Below are 16,793 nucleotides of genomic sequence, written 5' to 3' on the forward strand. Positions count from 1 at the left end.
ATCCCGCACCGCGCCGCGACGGCCAGGAGCCGGCGCGCCAGCAACGGGCCGCGGCGCAACCCGCGCGCCAGCCGCACGACGCGGCCCCGGCACCGGCGCGCAATCGCCGTCCCGCGCCGCAGGCCGCGCTGCTCGGCGGCAACCGCAAGCCGGCGCGCTGAGCGGGACAGGCTGACAACATGCACGCGTCCGACACCCCGGCCGACCCCGGCGTTCCCTACGCCGGCCTGACGCCGGAGCTGATGCTGGACGCGCTGGAAGGCGCTGGCCTGCGCCCCGACGGGCGCCTGCTGGCGCTCAACAGCTATGAGAACCGCGTCTGGCAGCTGGGCATCGAAGATGCCGCGCCGGTCATCGCCAAGTTCTACCGTCCGGGCCGCTGGACCGATGCGGCCATCCTGGAAGAACACGCCTTCGTGCAGCAGCTGGCCGATGCCGAGATCCCGGCCGTGCCGGCCATGGTGCTGGCACCGGGCGCGGCCGGCACGCTGCTGCATCACGCCGGCTTCCGTTTCGCGGTATTCCCCCGCTGCGGCGGCCGCGAGCCCGCGCTGGACCGTTCCGACACGCTGACCTGGCTCGGCCGCTTCATCGGCCGCATCCACGCGCTGGGGGCGACGCAGCCCTACCAGGCGCGCCCGGCGCTAAATCTTGAAACCTTCGGCGTTGTCCCACGCGACTGGCTGCTCGCCAGCGGCTGCATTCCCGCCGACCTGCTGCCCGCATGGCAATCGGTGACCGACCTGGCGCTGGACGGCGTGCGCTGCTGCTATGAGCGCGCCGGCGAGGTGCGCCTGCTGCGCACCCACGGCGACTGCCATCGCGGCAATGTGCTGTGGATCGGCGAGGACGACGCGCGCGGCGGCACTCATGGCGCACCGGGCCCGCATTTCGTTGACTTCGATGACAGCCGAATGGCGCCGGCGATCCAGGACATCTGGATGCTGCTCGAGGGCGACCGCGCGGCCATGCAGGACCAACTGGCCGACATCGTTGCCGGCTATGAGGACTTCGCCGAATTCCAGCCGCGCGAACTGTGGCTGGTGGAAGCGCTGCGCACGCTGCGGCTGCTCCATTACAGCGCCTGGCTCGCCAGCCGCTGGGCCGACCCGGCCTTTCCGGCCGCGTTCCCTTGGTTCGGCACGGCGCGCTACTGGCAGGATCGCATCCTGGAACTGCGCGAACAGGTGGCGCTGATGGACGAAGCGCCCCTGTGGGGCGCCTGAGGTCTACCGGTCGGCGCCGCCAGGGCGCCGGTTTTCCACTACTTTGCTCAACCCTTCTTTTCCGGCGCCTTGACCAGCAGCACCGGGCACTCGGCCTGCGCCAGCACGCGGCCTGCGACCGAACCGATCACCGCATCGAAGAACGAACCCCGGCCATGCGTGCCCATCACGATGGCTGCGGCGTCGACCGAGCGCGCACAGGCGACGATGCGCTCCGGCGCGAAGCCGTGCAGCGGGTGCCGCTCGAACGGCACCTTGGCTGCGGACAGAATCTCGCAGACCGTCGCCATGGCCTTGTCGCTGGCCTCCTTGTGCCAGTCATCGATGGTCTCCTTGCTGACAAAGGCGCGCACCTGGCCGCTTACTTCCGGCGCGACATGCACGACATGCACGGTGAAGCCGCTCTGCAGCAGCTTGCCTTCGGCGATAAAACGGGCCGCGGCGTCGCTGAAGGCCGAACCGTCGGTGGCGAGCACGATATTGGTCATGTTGGAAATCTCCTGGATGGGGGCTGTCGGCAGGCGGTGCACCATGAGGCGGCACCGCCATCTGGAACCATCATGGCACCTAGTGTCCTGCCAGGACCCGATTTAGATCAAGTCGGATCGGATTTATCCGATTTCGCCGTGCGATAGCCGGCCGGCTGACGGATTCCGTCAAGCCGGCTGAAGCATTTGGCCATTGCCCCGTCAACGCCGTGGCGCGTAGCATGCTCCCGAGCCCCGCGGCAGGCATTGGCACGCCCGCGCTGCCGCAGGCACAGCCCATCCCATACCAATTCAATGCAAGCTGTCCCCCGGCCATGGCCCGGGCGGGCGGCGATTCCGGAGACGACGATCATGAGTGAGCGTGGCAACCTGCTGCCCCTGCGCGGTATCAAGGTAGTGGAATTCGAAGGCATCGGCCCCGGCCCGTTGTGCGGTGCGATGCTGGCCGGCCTGGGCGCCGAGGTCACGCTGGTGACCCGGCCGGTCGCGCCGGATGCCCGCCGCATCCTGCGCGGCCAGCCCGTGCCGCCTGAGATGGAGCTGGAGCACGGCAAGCGCGTGGTGCAACTGAACCTGAAGTCTGCGGACGACGTGGCCGCCGCGCTGGACCTGGTGGCCGGCGCCGACGCGCTGATCGAAGGGCTGCGCCCGGGAGCGATGGAGCGCCTCGGCCTGGGCCCGAAGGCGTGCCATGCACGCAATCCGCGCCTGGTCTACGGGCGCATGACCGGCTGGGGCCAGACCGGCCCGCTGTCGCAGAGCGCCGGCCACGACCTCAACTACATCGCGCTGACCGGCCTCTTGTCGATGGCCGCGCGCGAGGGCGAGCTGCCGATGGTGCCGCCGACCGTGATGGGCGATGCCACCGGCGCGCTTGGCCTGGCATTCGGCATCACCAGCGCCATCCTGAGCGCGCGCGCAAGCGGCGAGGGCTGCGTGGTGGATGCGGCCATCACCGATATCGTCGCCATGCTGGGCTCGCTGGTGCAGGTGTCGCGCGCAGCCGGCACGCTGGGCGGCCCGCAACCGAGCCCCTTCCACGATTCGCCGTTCTATGACGTCTTCCCTTGTGCCGACGGCCGCGCCATCACGCTGGGCGCGCTCGAGCCGCAGTTCTACCGCGAGCTGCTCGAGCGGCTCGAACTGACCGACATCGACCCCGCCACGCAGTATGACCGCGCCCAGTGGCCCGCGGTGAAGGCACGCATTGCCGCTTGCATCGCAGGCAAGCCCAGCACCCACTGGGAGGCGGTGCTGGGCGGCACCGACGTGTGCTTTGCACGCGTGCTGACCCTGGACGAGGCCGCGCGCCATCCGCACAACCAGGCACGCGGCACGTATCGGCTGTACCAGCAGGGCGAGCGCGAGGTGCCGCGTTCGGCGCCGGCGCCGCGCTTCCTGCCCGCGGGCATGGAATGACCTTGGGGCCGCGGCACCGATGCTGCGGCCGCTCGAATCGGCTTGATCGGTTCGGCTACCATGCGGCATCCACCCAAACCGGAGACCCATGCCATGGCCGAACCCAGCCAACTTCCCGCCTACACTCCCACGCCGGCCTTCGAGGCCGGTCTTGACGTGCGCACCGAAGTGCTCGGCCCCGAGCACGTCCGGCGCGCGCTGGACGCCGCCGCACAGCAGGGCGACACCAGCCTGCAGCAACTGGTGACGGAGTTCGCCTGGGGCACGGTCTGGACCCGCGACGGCCTGGACCGCAAGCAGCGCAGCCTGGCCACGGTGTCGATGCTGATTGCGCTGAACCGGCCGCAGGAGCTGGCCGGCCACCTGCGCGGCGCGCTCGCCAATGGCGTTACGCCGCAGGAACTGCGCGAACTGATGGTGCACAGCGCGGTCTACTGCGGGTTCCCCGCGGCGCTGGATGCCAGCCGCAAGCTGACTGAAGTCCTCGACGCTGCCAACGGGTAACGCCGACCGCGGCATCGATACGAAAACAGCCATGCAGAAGAGTCTGACTCTGATGCAGATTTTGCCGCATCTGCGCGGCGAGGATTCGGCGCATCAGGATCTCTCCGGCCCCTTAACCTTGGCACCAGGCCAAGCCATGCAAGTCGTTAAGGAGCCTCAAATTGCATCTCGCGCTGATCGTCGATGAACCCTCCCGGTTCCGCACCACGCTGTCCGCTGAAATCCGCGCTGAGTTGGGCGCCGGTGAAGTACTGGAAATGGACGGCATGCAGGAAGCATTCCGGCTGGTCCGCGAGCAACGGCCGGGGCTGGTGCTGGTCGATATCGAGTGCTTCGGCAATCCCGGCATCGACTTTGTCCGGCGCGTCTCGGCGACGCAGCCCGCCGTGCCCTTGCTGGTACTGTCCGACAGCGACGCCACCCTGGCGTCGGTGCGGGCGCTGCGCGCCGGCGCCCATGGCTTCGTGGTCAAGCAGCGTGGGCTGGCCGAGGTGATGCAGGCCGTACGCGGCGTGCTCAGCGGCTACCTGGTATTTCCCATGCATACGCTGGAAACCGTGCGCCAGATCGGCGAGCAGCGGGAATCCGGCTTTGCGCGGCTGAGCAACCGCGAGATCACCATCCTGCAATACCTGGCGCGCGGCCATTCCAACAAGTCGATCGCGGCGCAACTGCTGATCAGCAGCAAGACGGTCAGCACGCACAAGGCCAACATCATGGCCAAGCTCAATGTCGGCTCCCTGGTCGAAATGGTGGACTACGCGCGGCGGCATCAGCTGGTGTGGTAACGCGCACCCCGGGCGGCTTGCGGCACCATGCCGCCATCGCGGGTAGACTGTTGGCGTGTGTGACGAATCCGAACTTTTCGCCCGATGCCACCGACCCTGAATGCCGCCGCACGCCGCCTGGGCGCTGTCGTGCTTGCCTGTGCCGCCGCATGCCTGGCCACGCCTGCCTTCGCCAACGAACCGATGTGGTTTGCGCAGGGCCGACCGGTGCCGGCGGCCCGCCAGGCCGTCGATGCGCTGGCCGCGGCCGCGGCCGACGGCCTCGACCCGCGCGACTACGATGCCGACGCCTTGCGCCAGGCCGTGGCCCAGGCCGCCAGCGGGCCAGCATTGCCGCCGGACGCGGCCGCACGCGTGGACGCGGCGCTGAGCGCCGCGATGGAGCGGATGCTGGCAGACCTGCACGGCGGGCGCGTCAACCCGCGCGCGGTCCATGCCAACTTTGCCCCGCAGGCGGAACGGCCCTTCGATGCCGCCGTCTGGCTGCGCGATGCCGTCAAGCAGCAGCGGCTGCCCGCCGCCATCCGCCAGGCAGCGCCCACCTTCCCGCTCTACGGCACGCTGCGGGACGCCCTGGCGCGGTACCGCGAGATCGCGAAGCAGCCGGTCTGGGGGCAGCCGCTGCCACCGTTGCCGGCGAGCAAGCTGACGCCGGGCCAGCCCTGGGCCGGTGCCGCGGCGCTGGCTGCACGCCTGGTTGCGCTGGGCGACCTGCCCGCCGGCACCCAGGTGCCGGCCCGCTACGAAGGCGCCCTGGTCGACGGCGTCAAGGCGTTCCAGTCGCGCCACGGCCTGGAGGCCGACGGCGTGATCGGCGCGGCCACGCTGGCACAACTCAACCCGCCCATCGCCAGCCGTGTGCGGCAAATCGAACTGACCATGGAGCGGCTGCGCTGGACGCCGCTGGACGGTCCGCGCATGATCGTGGTCAATGTGCCGGAGTTCATGCTGCGCGCCTATGAGATCCGCGACGGCAAGCTCGACATCAAGCTCGAGATGAAGGTGATCGTCGGCAAGGCACTGGATACGCGCACGCCGCTGTTCGAGGAGGATATGCGCTACATCGAGTTCAGCCCGTACTGGAACATCCCGCCCTCGATCGCGCGCCGCGAGACCGTGCCGCACCTGCGCAGCGATCCGGCCTATTTCAACCGGCAGGGCCTGGAGTTCGTTACCGGCGACGGCAAGGCCGTGACCACGCTGTCCGAGGAAAATCTCGAAGCAGTGCTGAATGGCCGCATGCGCATCCGCCAGCGGCCAGGCCCGCTGAACGCGCTGGGCGATATCAAGTTTGTGTTTCCCAACAACGAGAACATCTACCTGCACCACACGCCCTCGCCGCAGCTGTTCAAGCGCGGCCGGCGCGACTTCAGCCACGGCTGCATCCGCGTGGAATCCCCAGTAGCGTTGGCCCAGTTCGTGTTGCACGATATGCCGGACTGGAACGAAACCCGTATCCGCGAAGCGATGACGCGTGGCAAGTCCAATACGGTGCGCCTGGAGCAGCCCTTGCCGGTGGTGCTGGCCTACGGCACGGTCATTGCGCGCGCCGATGGTCGTGTATCCTTCTTGCCTGACATTTACGGTCACGACAAACTGCTGGACAAGGCACTGCGGCAACGCAACGGACGGCCCCAGCAACCAGCTATCGCAAGCGCCTCCGGCACCACCCGCTGAGGCGCCACTGGGACATTCAGAGGAAGTACCATGACTGATGCGACGCGCAAGGCACGCCGCCGCTTTCTTCATACCACCGGAGGCCTGGCCCTCGCCGCCAGCCTGATGCCGCTGGCACCGCGCCAGGCGCTGGCAAACCTGCCTGCAAACCAGGCCCTGGCAGGCCTGCCGGACGCCCGCACGCTGGCTTTCGACCACACCCATACCGGCGAACGCGTGTCGCTGGTCTATGCCGTTGGCGACCGCTTCGTGCCCGACGCGCTGACTACGCTCAACGGCTTCCTGCGTGACCATTACTCCGGCAAGGTCGGCATGATCGATCCGCAGCTGTTCGACCTCCTGTTCCAGGTCCGCCGCGAGCTTGGCACCGAGCAGCCGTTCCAGGTCATTTCCGGCTACCGCAGCCCGGCCACCAACTCGCGCCTGCGCAACTCGCGCGGCGGCGGCGTGGCCAGGCACAGCCTGCACATGGACGGCAAGGCCATCGACATCCGCCTGGCCGGCGTGCCGCTGGCGGACGTGCGCGACGCGGCCAAGTCATTGCAGGGCGGGGGCGTCGGCTTCTATGAGTCTGACCAGTTCGTGCACATCGATACCGGGCGCGTGCGTTACTGGTAGGCGTTGTCCGTGGCCGCCCGTGATGGGCGGCTCGCTTGCGCGCCCTGGTAATGACCCAAAGAAAAAAGCCGCGAACCCTTACGGGATCGAGGCTTTTAAAATGGATAGTAGCGAATCAGGGATTTGTCCCCATAATCAACCGCGATCGGTCGCCCGCAACCTCTCGATCGCGAGTCAAAAGTGCGCGGCTGGTACGTCGGCCCGCTACAATGCTAGCCAAGGCATGTGCCCGCGTGTGTGCATGGCTCCTCTTTCCTCGCCATGGGATTGCATCAATTGAACGATTTTCTACCGCGCCGCCTTAAAGCCAAAGCTCCGCCGATAAAGATTCAAGGCATCAAAACAAAGCTGGTTCCGTGGATTGCTGACGCCATCAGTTGGAGTGGACGCGGACGGTGGATTGAACCATTCTTGGGCTCGGGCGCTGTCGCGTTGAATATTGCCCCTCCTCGTGCCCTTCTTTGCGACACAAATGAGCACGTAATTCGCTTCTATAGCGCGATTCAGAGCGGGGAAATTTCCGCTGCGTCTGCCCGTCACTTTTTGGAGCAAGAAGGGGGAAAGCTGCTTTCGATCGGCGAGGAGCATTTTTACGCGATACGCGAGCGATTCAATCAGCGTAAGGGTGCTCTCGATCTGCTTTTTCTGAATCGTTCATGTTTCAACGGAATCATGAGATTCAACAAGAAGGGGGCGTTCAACGTACCGTTTTGCAGAAAACCAGAGCGATTCCGTCAAGCTCTCGTAACAAAAATCTGTAATCAAATCGCATGGGCGCAAAAAACCATGCATGGCAAAGATTGGCAATTCAAATGTCAGCCGTGGCGAGAGACCCTGGGAGATGCGCGTTCGGACGACTTTGTTTACCTGGATCCTCCATACTTCGGGCGCCATACTGATTACTACAATCAGTGGTCTGAAAGCGAAGCCGATGAGCTTTCCCACGCGATTAAAGCTTTGCCAGCTGGCTTCGCCTACTCAATGTGGAAGGGAAACAAATATCGGGAAAATAATCATCTGGCAGAACATTTTTCCGATTATCCAATGGAGACGTTCAGCCACTTCTATCACGTTGGCTCTACTGAAAGCCTGCGCGGTGAGATGGAAGAGGCTCTGATTATCAGCCCGCAGAATTTAGTGGATGAGTCGCGCCGACTTTCGCCCCCCGATCTGACTGAGGACGAAAGTGACGCCGAAATTGAGCAAAGGGAACTGTTCCCTGCCTAGATCGTCCTGCCGCGCCATGCGCGGTATTCGCTGATATTTTTGAACGTCGTACCTCGATCGGCTGCCGTGCGTCCGTAGTTGCGCCAATAATCCAAAAACTCGGCTTCATCGCGGAATGGGCCATTGCCCGTCACAAATCGGTCCAGGCTTCCAGTGATGCTGCCGATGTTTGTGGTGTTGCCGCTACCCGCGCGGTCACTCGCAATACGCCATTTTTCCTGAACGAACACCCGGACATTTCGGTAAGGAAGTGGAATGTCTTTAATTTGATCGAGCGAGTAGACGGCATGCTCCGCTGCCTTTTTTTCGGCCACGCGTTCATATACGTAGCCGATTACCCAGTGCTCGGAGTAATCGGTGAAGGGAAATACTATGTTCTTGCGTTCATTGCCGGGGCGAATGAACGAGGTATAGCCTCCAAGCGTGAATCCGAAGGTGTCAGTTGGGCGGATGATATATGTAGTCTTAACGTCGACTGCGATCTTTCCTCCGCTGGCAGCATCTCGGCACAGAGTGAAATCAGGGTAATGATTTTGAACGGTCGGTTCAATTAGGTGAAATCCGTGTTCTGACGCCATTTCAAGCATCAACGGGCGCGTGAACAGTTCAAAAATGGTACTCAGGACCTTGGTATCGCTGCCAAGGGGGTAGACAGTTCCGTCGAGCCCCACAGCCCCACCAATCGCATATTTGTGAGTGTTTGCCGCGAGTTTCGCCTGAAGGGCTTCTCCGAAATTCACTTCCTGCTCCTCCTGAAATGGAAGTGTAACTTTATCGTATCGAAGGTGCTTGGTCGATAGGGTTTATTGTGTTCTGCTGATTATCCTGTTTCAGGAGGGCTGGGGAGATGCTGACCCCGAAGCTGGCCGTGTGTCGTTCTGGGAACTCCCCCCTGCGAGTCTGCACGTCCCCGACGCTGGATTGTGCCTCTCCGCTTTGACGCGTTTACTGGTCTGGTGGTGGGCTCTCGCATTCGACGCCAGAGTCTGCAACCGGATCAGATTTTCAGGCTATCTATTTTTGGCAGCAGATCCGCCGAGGTGGCAAAGGAATTTTCAATAGCAGGCGGCGCGCGATCGGCGAGGTGGTGTGCGGGGACGGGAGGGCTTGTGAGCGCCGTCGGGATGGCGGTATTGGCCGCTTCTTGCTCGTTTGGCCCGGCTTGGACGTGGACTCGCCTGGGCCGGCAGAACTCATCGAAGTCGATGGACGTGGTCCGGTCAACAATCTATGCCTCGTCCGGCTTGGCTTTCATCTCGCGCGCAATCCAAAGCAAAAAGCCGCGTTCTCTTGCGAGAACGCGGCTTTTCAAATAAATGGTGGCGAATCAGGGACTCGAACCCCGGACCTGCGGATTATGATTCCGTCGCTCTAACCGACTGAGCTAATTCGCCAACGAAGACTGAGATTATACCTGGGTTTTCGTTGCTGTCAACACCTTCGCGTGAAGATTTTGCACGAAGGGCCCATGCATAAAAAAAGGCAGGCCGGTGGGCCTGCCGTTTCCGTTAGTGCCGAACGACCGCTCAGTCGTTGGCGTAGATGTTCACGTCCTTGGTCTCGCGGATGAACAGCGCGCCGATCACGAAGGTGATGGCTGCGATGATGATCGGGTACCAGAGCCCGTAGTAGATGTTGCCGTTCTGGGCCACCAGCGCGAACGAGATGGTGGGCAGCAGGCCGCCGAACCAGCCGTTGCCGATATGGTAGGGCAGCGACATCGAGGTGTAGCGGATGCGGGTCGGGAACAGCTCCACCAGCATGGCGGCGATCGGGCCGTACACCATGGTGACGTAGATCACCAGGATGACCAGGATCACCAGCACCATGATCGTGTTCATCTGTGCCGGGTCGGCCTTGGTCGGGTAGCCGGCGGAGGCCATCGATTCACCCACCTCCTTCTTGAACGCCGCGATCTGCTTCTTGCTGGCGTCGTCGAAGCTGTGGCCGTTCACCAGCTGCGCGTCGAAGGCCTTGATCTCCTTGTCGCCGATCTTCACCGTGGCCACGGTGCCGGCCGGGGCCTCGACCACTTCATAGCTGGCCGATGCCTGGGCCAGCGTGCGCTTGGCGATGTCGCAGGAGCTGCGGAAGTCGATCTCGCGGGCGATCGGGCTGCCCTGGAACGAGCACTGCTTCGGGTCGGCGGTGACCACGATCTGGGCGCTCTGCTGGGCGCGCTCCAGCGCCGGGTTGGCGTAGTGGGTCATGGCCTTGAACAGCGGGAAGTAGGTCAGCACGGCCAGCGCGCAGCCCGCCATGATGATCCACTTGCGGCCGATCTTGTCCGACAGCGAGCCGAAGAAGATGAAGAACGGCGTGCCGAGCACCAGTGCGCCGGCGATCAGCAGGTTGGCCGTCTTGGCATCGACCTTGAGCACCTGGGTCAGGAAGAACAGCGCATAGAACTGGCCGGTGTACCAGACCACGGCCTGGCCGGCGGTCAGGCCGAGCAGGGCCAGGATCACGATCTTCAGGTTGCGCCACTGGCCGAAGGACTCGGTCAGCGGGGCCTTGGAGGTCTTGCCCTCTGCCTTCATGCGCTGGAACGCCGGCGATTCATTCATCGACAGGCGGATATATACCGACACGCCCAGCAGCAGGATCGACACCAGGAACGGGATGCGCCAGCCCCAGGTCTCGAAGTTGGGCCCGGTCATTTCGCGGCACAGCAGGATCACGATCAGCGACAGGAACAGGCCCAGCGTGGCCGTGGTCTGGATCCACGAGGTATAGGCGCCGCGCTTGCCGTGCGGTGCGTGCTCGGCCACGTAGGTGGCGGCACCGCCGTACTCGCCGCCGAGCGCCAGGCCCTGCAGCATGCGCAGTGCGATCAGGATGATCGGCGCGGCCCAGCCGATGGTGGCGTAGCCCGGCAGCAGGCCGACGATGAAGGTCGACAGGCCCATGAGCAGGATCGTCACCAGGAAGGTGTACTTGCGCCCGATCATGTCGCCCAGGCGGCCGAACACCAGCGCGCCGAACGGCCGCACGATAAAGCCGGCGGCGAATGCGAGCAGCGCGAAGATGAAGGCCGAGGTGGGATCCAGTCCGGCGAAGAACTGCTTGGCAATGATCGCCGCCAGCGAGCCGTAGAGATAAAAGTCGTACCACTCGAACACCGTGCCCAGCGATGAGGCAAAGATCACCTTGCGCTCTTCGGCTGTCATCGGTGCGTTCTGCGCGCCCCCTCCGGGCACCGCAACGTTTTGCACGTTTGCCATATTGTCTCCTCCGTCTGGAATGGATCTCGGGTGGGCGTGGCGCGGGAAAGACCGCGCGGCTGGCCGCTATGCCTGAGTTGCAGAGGATTGTGGGTGGCGAAACTTACTGCGTTCTGACAGAACGGGGGACGGAATCGTCAAAGAATATCGGGGTATACGCTAGCCGTGGGCGGGAGTTTGGATGCTGCGCTGCGGGGCGCAATTCACTTGTGTGGCGGAATGGCGCGCTTTGCAGGGGTGCGGCTATGCAGCATCGGTGCCTGTTCCACGCGAGGCGCCCTGCGAAGGCGCAGGGGCGGGCGCGGCCAGGCTGTCGGCGTCGGCTTCGCCGTCGGCGCGGTTCATGCGCCAGGCGTAGAGCGCGGCCATCAGCACGTAAACCACCAGCGCGCCTTGCGCGCCGACCCAGAACGAAAACGGCCAGCCAAAGAAGTCGAAGCGCAGGTCGCGCGCAAACCATGCCACCACGAAGGTGACGGTGAACCAGATCGCGAGCAGGCCGCAGATCCAGCGCAGGTTGCGCCGCCAGGCCTGGCGCTGGCGGGCTTCGGCACTGTCGGGGGCGAGGCTGTCGTTCATGCGGGCGGGAGGTAGTCGGGCCGGCGCAGCGTCACGCGGAAATGCGCGCCGGCCAGCCGTGGCGATTGCTGGTAGACGTGGTCGGAGATCTGGACGTCGCCGCCGTGCTGCTGCACGATCTCGCGCACGATGGCCAGGCCCAGGCCGCTGCCTTCGGTATTGGTGCCGAGCACGCGGTAGAAGCGCTCCATCACGCGCTCGCGCTCGGCCGGCGCAATGCCCGGGCCGGTGTCTTCCACATCCAGGTAGGCGAACGGCTCGAAGGCATCGGCGCTGACGCGCACCGTGGCGTGCCCGCCGCGCGGCGTGTAGCGGATGGCGTTGTCGAGCAGGTTGTTCAGCATCTCGGTCAGCATCAGGCGGTTGCCCTGCACCATCACCGGATGTTCGTCCGCGTCCAGCCCCAGGTCGATGTCGCGCGCCCAGGCCTGCGGCAGCCAGTCCTTGACCACCTCGCGCGCGAGCGCCGCCAGGTCCAGCGCGGCCATGCCGCCGGTGCCCGCCAGGTTTTCCATGCGTGCCAGCGACAGCAGCTGCGTGACCAGGTGCGCGGTGCGCTCAGAGCTGCCGGCGATCTGCGCCAGCGAGCGCCGCAGCTCTTCCGGCGACTGCTCTCGCTGCGCCAGCTCGGCCTGCATGCGCAGGCCCGCCAGCGGTGTCTTCATCTGATGCGCGGCATCGGCGATAAAGCGCTTCTGGGTCTGCACCGACTGGTCCAGGCGCGCCAGCAGGTCGTTGAACGAACCCACCAGCGGTGTGATCTCCTGCGGCGCGGCGCGTTCGTCGATCGGGCTGGTATCGCCGGGGTTGCGCGCGCGGATGCGCTGCTGGATCGCGGTCAGCGGCGCCAGCCCGCGCGACAGCCCGAACCACACCAGCACCACCGCCAGCGGCAGGATCACGAACTGCGGCAGGATCACGCCCTTGATGATCTCGTTGGCCAGGCGCGCGCGCTTGTCCAGGGTCTCGGCCACCTGCACCAGCACCGGCTGGGTGCCGCTGACCTGCTTCAGGTCGATATAGGTGTAGGCCACGCGCACGTCGTTGCCGGCCACGCGGTCATCGCGCAGGGACACCAGCCCCGCATGGCCCTGGTCTTCCTCGGATGGCAGCGGCAGGTCGTGGTCGCCGGCGATGTATTCGCCGCGCTTGCCGACCACCTGGTAGTAGATGCTGTCGGTCTCGTCGGCGCGCAGGATCTCGCGCGCTGACAGCGGCAGCTGCAGCGTGATGCGCCCGTTGACCTCGCGCACCTGCTGCGACAGCACGATGGCGCTGGCTTCGAGGGCGCGGTCGAAGGGCCCGTTGGCGATCGACTTGGCCACCAGGTAAGTCACCGCGATGCTCATCGGCCACAGCAGCAGCAGCGGCGCCAGCATCCAGTCGAGGATCTCGCCGAACAATGAGCGCGGCGACGGATGCGCGGTGCTTTCCTCCAGGTGCGGCAGCGCGTCGGCCAGGTCCTGGTCGGCGGCGTCCGGGCCCGGGGTGGCGGAAGGAGAGGGTGGCGCGGCGCGGGGCGCGCGCCGCCAGGGTAGTCGCAGCAGGCTCATCTCGGCGGTTTGCGCTCAGGTCGGTCGCTTGGCCTGCGGTGGCGTTGGACGGAGGTCAGTCGTGCGCGGCCACCGCCGGCTGGAATTTCTCCAGGCAGTAGCCAAGCCCGCGCACGGTGGCGATGCGGATGCCGCCGACTTCGATCTTCTTGCGCAGCCGGTGCACGTAGACCTCGATGGCGTTGTTGCTGACTTCCTCGCCCCACTCGCACAGGTGGTCCACCAGTTGCTCTTTCGATACCAGGCGGCCGCTGCGTGTGAGCAGTATCTCCAGCAACCCGATCTCGCGCGCGGACAGGTCCAGCATCTGGTCGTTGAGATAGGCGATGCGCCCGACCTGGTCGTAGGCCAGCGGCCCGTGCCGCATCAGCGTGGCGCCGCCGCCGGCGCCGCGCCGCACCAGCGCGCGCACGCGCGCTTCAAGCTCGGACAGGGCAAAGGGCTTGGCCATATAGTCGTCGGCGCCCAGGTCCAGGCCCTTGACGCGCTCGTCGACGCTGTCGGCGGCGGTCAGGATCAGCACCGGCAGCATGGCGCCACGCGCGCGCAGGCGCTTGAGCACTTCCAGCCCGGACATGCGCGGCAGGCCCAGGTCCAGGATCAGCAGGTCGAAGGTCTGGGTCGACAGCGCGGAATCGGCTTCCAGGCCGTTGGTGACGTGATCGACGGCATAACCCGAGTGGCGTAGCGAGCGCGTCAGGCCGTCGGCCAGCACGTCGTCATCTTCGGCGATCAGAATGCGCATGGTTGTCTCCACCCTGGCCGGCATAGCCGGCGCCGGCGGAATGGGGCGCGATGGGGCTTGCCAAGCATACTGTTTTTTTATACAGTACCCGCACGTTCCGCTGGGGCTGCCCGGGGAGACCCCCTGGAGAGCGGCCGCGCAGACAGCCGGGCCGGCGCTGGAGCCGGAAAATGCCGGTGCCGCGCCACATGCGGCCTATTTATACACCATTGATTCAAGGACGACCATGGACGACAAGAAGGCAGGTGCCGGCGTGAGCGCCGAGAAGCAGAAGGCGCTTGCCGCCGCGCTCTCCCAGATCGAGAAGCAGTTCGGCAAGGGCTCGATCATGCGCCTGGGCGACGGCGAGGTCGAGAAGGACATTCAGGTGGTATCCACCGGTTCGCTCGGCCTGGACATCGCGCTTGGCGTCGGCGGCCTGCCGCGCGGCCGCGTGGTCGAGATCTATGGTCCGGAATCGTCGGGCAAGACCACGCTGACGCTGCAGGTCGTGGCCGAGATGCAGAAGCTGGGCGGCACCTGCGCCTTTATCGACGCCGAGCACGCGCTGGACGTCAGCTACGCCAACAAGCTGGGCGTCAACGTCGGCGACCTGCTGATCTCGCAGCCGGACACCGGCGAACAGGCGCTGGAAATCACCGATGCGCTGGTGCGCTCGGGCTCGATCGACCTGATCGTGATCGACTCGGTGGCGGCGCTGGTGCCCAAGGCCGAAATCGAAGGCGAAATGGGCGATTCGCTGCCGGGCCTGCAGGCCCGCCTGATGAGCCAGGCGCTGCGCAAGCTGACCGGCACCATCAAGCGCACCAACTGCCTGGTGATCTTCATCAACCAGATCCGCATGAAGATCGGGGTGATGTTCGGCTCGCCGGAAACCACCACCGGCGGCAACGCGCTCAAGTTCTACGCCTCGGTGCGCCTGGATATCCGCCGCATCGGCTCGATCAAGAAGGGCGACGACGTGATCGGCAACGAGACCAAGGTCAAGGTGGTCAAGAACAAGGTCTCGCCGCCGTTCCGCGAAGCCTTCTTCGACATCCTGTACGGCCAGGGCATCTCGCGCCAGGGCGAGATCATCGACCTGGGCGTGGACGCCAAGATCGTCGAGAAGTCCGGCGCCTGGTACAGCTACAACGGCGACAAGATCGGCCAGGGCAAGGACAACGCGCGCGAATACCTGCGCGAGAACCCTGACATCGCCGCCGAGATTGAAAACAAGGTGCGCGCCGCGCTGGGCGTGGTGGCCATGAACCCCACGGCGGCTGCCACGCCGGTAGCGGTCGAAGACTGACCGCGCCAGCGGCCATTGCGCCATCAGGAAGGCCGGGGCATCGCCGATGCCCCGGCCTTTTTGCTTGGCGCGGACCCCTCCATCCACAGATTCCGGCAACCATGGCAACCCGTCCCCCGCTTTCGCTGAAGGCCCGCGCTGTCGGCTACCTGTCGCGCCGCGAGCACAGCCGCGCCGAACTGGCGCGCAAGCTGGCGCCGCATGCCGAGTCGGCCGAGCAGCTGGAGCAGTTGCTGGACGCGCTGGAGCGCGAGAACTGGCTGTCGAACCAGCGCTTTGCCGACAGCCTGGTGCACCGCCGCGGCGCCCGCTACGGCACCGCGCGCGTGATGCAGGAAGCCAAGACCCACAAGCTCGGCAGCGAGCAGCTGGGCGATCTGCAGGAGCGGCTGCGCGCCACGGAAGTGGCGCGCGCCCGTGAGGTCTGGCGCAAGCGCTTCGGCACCCCGCCGGACACGCCCGAGGCGCGGGCCAAGCAGATCCGCTTCATGGTGGCGCGCGGGTTTTCGCGTTCGGTCGTCAGCAAGATCATCCAGGGTGCGGACGAAGACTACGGCGACGACGGTGGCGAGGCCTGATGCGCGATGGTCGAGCCGACAATCCCGCTGCGACAGTTGCTGCACAAGGATGTTCCCGGCCAAAGCGGCGCGGCATGTTAAACTCCCCCGGTTTTCGGTGCTCCGGCACCGCCGTTCCCCAGCCCCCCGTATTTCCAGCCTGGCCATGCCTCTGTCCCAGCCCGTCAACCGCTCCCAGCGTCACCGTCGCGCCATTTCGGCCGAGGCGTACCAGAGAGAGGACGGCTTGTGGGACATCGAGGTGCGCCTGACCGACACCAAGCCTCGCGACATCGAACTGGCCGGCGACCGCGTCCGCCCGGTAGGCCAGCCCCTGCACGACCTGTGGCTGCGCGTCACCATCAATGAGGAAATGACGGTGCTGGATGCCGAGGCCTGCTCGGACTGGGTGCCGTATCCGTCCCATTGCGACACGATCGGCCCGGCTTACCGCAAGCTGATCGGCCTGAACCTGCGCAAGGGCTTTCGCAAGGCCGTGCGCGAGCGCCTCGGCGGCATGCATGGTTGCTCGCACCTGACCGAGGCCGCTGGCGTGCTGCCCAGCACGGCGATCCAGGCCTTTGCCGGTGAAGTCATCAATATCCGCGACAACGGCGAGGACGACCCGAATCCGGAGCCGCCCTATCAGTTGAACGGCTGCCACGCCCTGCGTTTCGATGGCGAGGTGGTTCGTCAGTTTTACCCGCGCTGGTATGGTCACCAGCCGACGCCCAAGGTACGGGCCGAGGCAGCACCTGCCGTCGCAACTGCGCCTCAGGCGCCGCCCGCGGCCAATGGCGACCGCGGCAATGATGGCAACGACGCTGTCCCGGCCGAGCGGCCGACCGGCACCTCCGGCTGATTCTCAGGATTGGCCAGCCAGACGAGAGAGTTCGT

At 65.5% G+C, this 16,793-nt stretch carries 16 protein-coding genes and 1 tRNA gene; 10 read left to right on the plus strand and 7 right to left on the minus strand.

The genetic code is table 11. The features are described 5' to 3' along the window. The first annotated feature begins 179 nt into the window (after positions 1–179). On the plus strand, positions 180–1,226 hold the full coding sequence (locus tag AC3WLE_RS29410; protein WP_492355807.1) for a serine/threonine protein kinase: 1,047 nt from the start codon (positions 180–182) through the stop codon (positions 1,224–1,226). A gap of 47 nt (positions 1,227–1,273) precedes the next feature. Here AC3WLE_RS29410 and AC3WLE_RS29415 read toward each other — a convergent pair whose 3' ends face one another. Further along, positions 1,274–1,714 (minus strand): universal stress protein, encoded by a 441-nt coding sequence (locus tag AC3WLE_RS29415; RefSeq protein ID WP_492351635.1) that lies wholly within the window; start codon positions 1,712–1,714, stop codon positions 1,274–1,276. Positions 1,715–2,065: 351 nt separating this feature from the next. On the opposite strand from AC3WLE_RS29415, the gene AC3WLE_RS29420 reads away from it, so the two are divergent. The 6 genes from AC3WLE_RS29420 (at position 2,066) to AC3WLE_RS29445 (ending at position 7,947) form a co-directional block, all read left to right on the plus strand. Beyond that, positions 2,066–3,133: a CaiB/BaiF CoA transferase family protein gene (locus AC3WLE_RS29420; RefSeq protein ID WP_492317654.1), complete on the plus strand. Its 1,068-nt coding sequence runs from the start codon at positions 2,066–2,068 to the stop codon at positions 3,131–3,133. Positions 3,134–3,226: 93 nt separating this feature from the next. Further along, positions 3,227–3,637: a carboxymuconolactone decarboxylase family protein gene (locus tag AC3WLE_RS29425; protein WP_492317653.1), complete on the plus strand. Its 411-nt coding sequence runs from the start codon at positions 3,227–3,229 to the stop codon at positions 3,635–3,637. A gap of 161 nt (positions 3,638–3,798) precedes the next feature. Then, positions 3,799–4,425, plus strand: coding sequence for a LuxR C-terminal-related transcriptional regulator (locus AC3WLE_RS29430; RefSeq protein ID WP_492317652.1), 627 nt, complete (start codon positions 3,799–3,801; stop codon positions 4,423–4,425). Positions 4,426–4,509: 84 nt separating this feature from the next. Next, entirely contained in the window at positions 4,510–6,102 is a 1,593-nt protein-coding gene (locus AC3WLE_RS29435) for a L,D-transpeptidase family protein (RefSeq protein WP_492351634.1), read from the plus strand. Between the two features lie 30 nt (positions 6,103–6,132). Then, positions 6,133–6,720, plus strand: coding sequence for a peptidoglycan L,D-endopeptidase MepK (gene mepK, locus AC3WLE_RS29440; protein ID WP_492355806.1), 588 nt, complete (start codon positions 6,133–6,135; stop codon positions 6,718–6,720). Positions 6,721–6,996: 276 nt separating this feature from the next. Beyond that, positions 6,997–7,947, plus strand: coding sequence for a DNA adenine methylase (locus AC3WLE_RS29445; RefSeq protein ID WP_492355805.1), 951 nt, complete (start codon positions 6,997–6,999; stop codon positions 7,945–7,947). Here AC3WLE_RS29445 and AC3WLE_RS29450 read toward each other — a convergent pair. The 6 genes from AC3WLE_RS29450 to AC3WLE_RS29475 all read right to left on the minus strand — a co-directional run bounded on the left by AC3WLE_RS29450 (position 7,944) and on the right by AC3WLE_RS29475 (position 14,048). After that, positions 7,944–8,687, minus strand: a complete 744-nt coding sequence (locus tag AC3WLE_RS29450) for a type II restriction endonuclease (protein WP_492355804.1) — start codon at positions 8,685–8,687, stop codon at positions 7,944–7,946. The two genes, AC3WLE_RS29445 and AC3WLE_RS29450, sit on opposite strands and share 4 nt — an antisense overlap. A 577-nt stretch (positions 8,688–9,264) precedes the next feature. After that, positions 9,265–9,341: transfer RNA gene (locus AC3WLE_RS29455), tRNA-Met, on the minus strand. Between the two features lie 132 nt (positions 9,342–9,473). After that, positions 9,474–11,171 carry an MFS transporter gene (locus AC3WLE_RS29460; RefSeq protein ID WP_492317649.1) on the minus strand — a complete coding sequence of 566 codons (1,698 nt, stop codon included), beginning with the start codon at positions 11,169–11,171 and terminating at the stop codon, positions 9,474–9,476. Positions 11,172–11,414: 243 nt separating this feature from the next. Continuing rightward, positions 11,415–11,750: a DUF4212 domain-containing protein gene (locus AC3WLE_RS29465; protein ID WP_492351632.1), complete on the minus strand. Its 336-nt coding sequence runs from the start codon at positions 11,748–11,750 to the stop codon at positions 11,415–11,417. After that, complete coding sequence (locus AC3WLE_RS29470) at positions 11,747–13,303, minus strand: sensor histidine kinase (protein WP_492317647.1); 1,557 nt, start codon at positions 13,301–13,303, stop codon at positions 11,747–11,749. The genes AC3WLE_RS29465 and AC3WLE_RS29470 overlap by 4 nt, the downstream gene beginning before the upstream one ends. A gap of 55 nt (positions 13,304–13,358) precedes the next feature. Continuing rightward, positions 13,359–14,048, minus strand: a complete 690-nt coding sequence (locus tag AC3WLE_RS29475; RefSeq protein WP_456803113.1) for a response regulator — start codon at positions 14,046–14,048, stop codon at positions 13,359–13,361. A gap of 226 nt (positions 14,049–14,274) precedes the next feature. On the opposite strand from AC3WLE_RS29475, the gene recA reads away from it, so the two are divergent. From recA to AC3WLE_RS29490, 3 genes are all read left to right on the plus strand, one after another. Next, the gene (gene recA, locus AC3WLE_RS29480; protein WP_492351631.1) at positions 14,275–15,339 is read left to right on the plus strand and encodes a recombinase RecA; all 1,065 of its coding nucleotides are present in this window, start codon (positions 14,275–14,277) and stop codon (positions 15,337–15,339) included. Between the two features lie 101 nt (positions 15,340–15,440). Continuing rightward, positions 15,441–15,917: a recombination regulator RecX gene (recX, locus tag AC3WLE_RS29485; RefSeq protein WP_492317645.1), complete on the plus strand. Its 477-nt coding sequence runs from the start codon at positions 15,441–15,443 to the stop codon at positions 15,915–15,917. A gap of 145 nt (positions 15,918–16,062) precedes the next feature. Beyond that, positions 16,063–16,758: a DUF2889 domain-containing protein gene (locus AC3WLE_RS29490; protein ID WP_035816134.1), complete on the plus strand. Its 696-nt coding sequence runs from the start codon at positions 16,063–16,065 to the stop codon at positions 16,756–16,758. Positions 16,759–16,793: the final 35 nt, after the last annotated feature.

Source organism: Cupriavidus sp. FW306-1B-F12B (genome assembly GCF_058781795.1).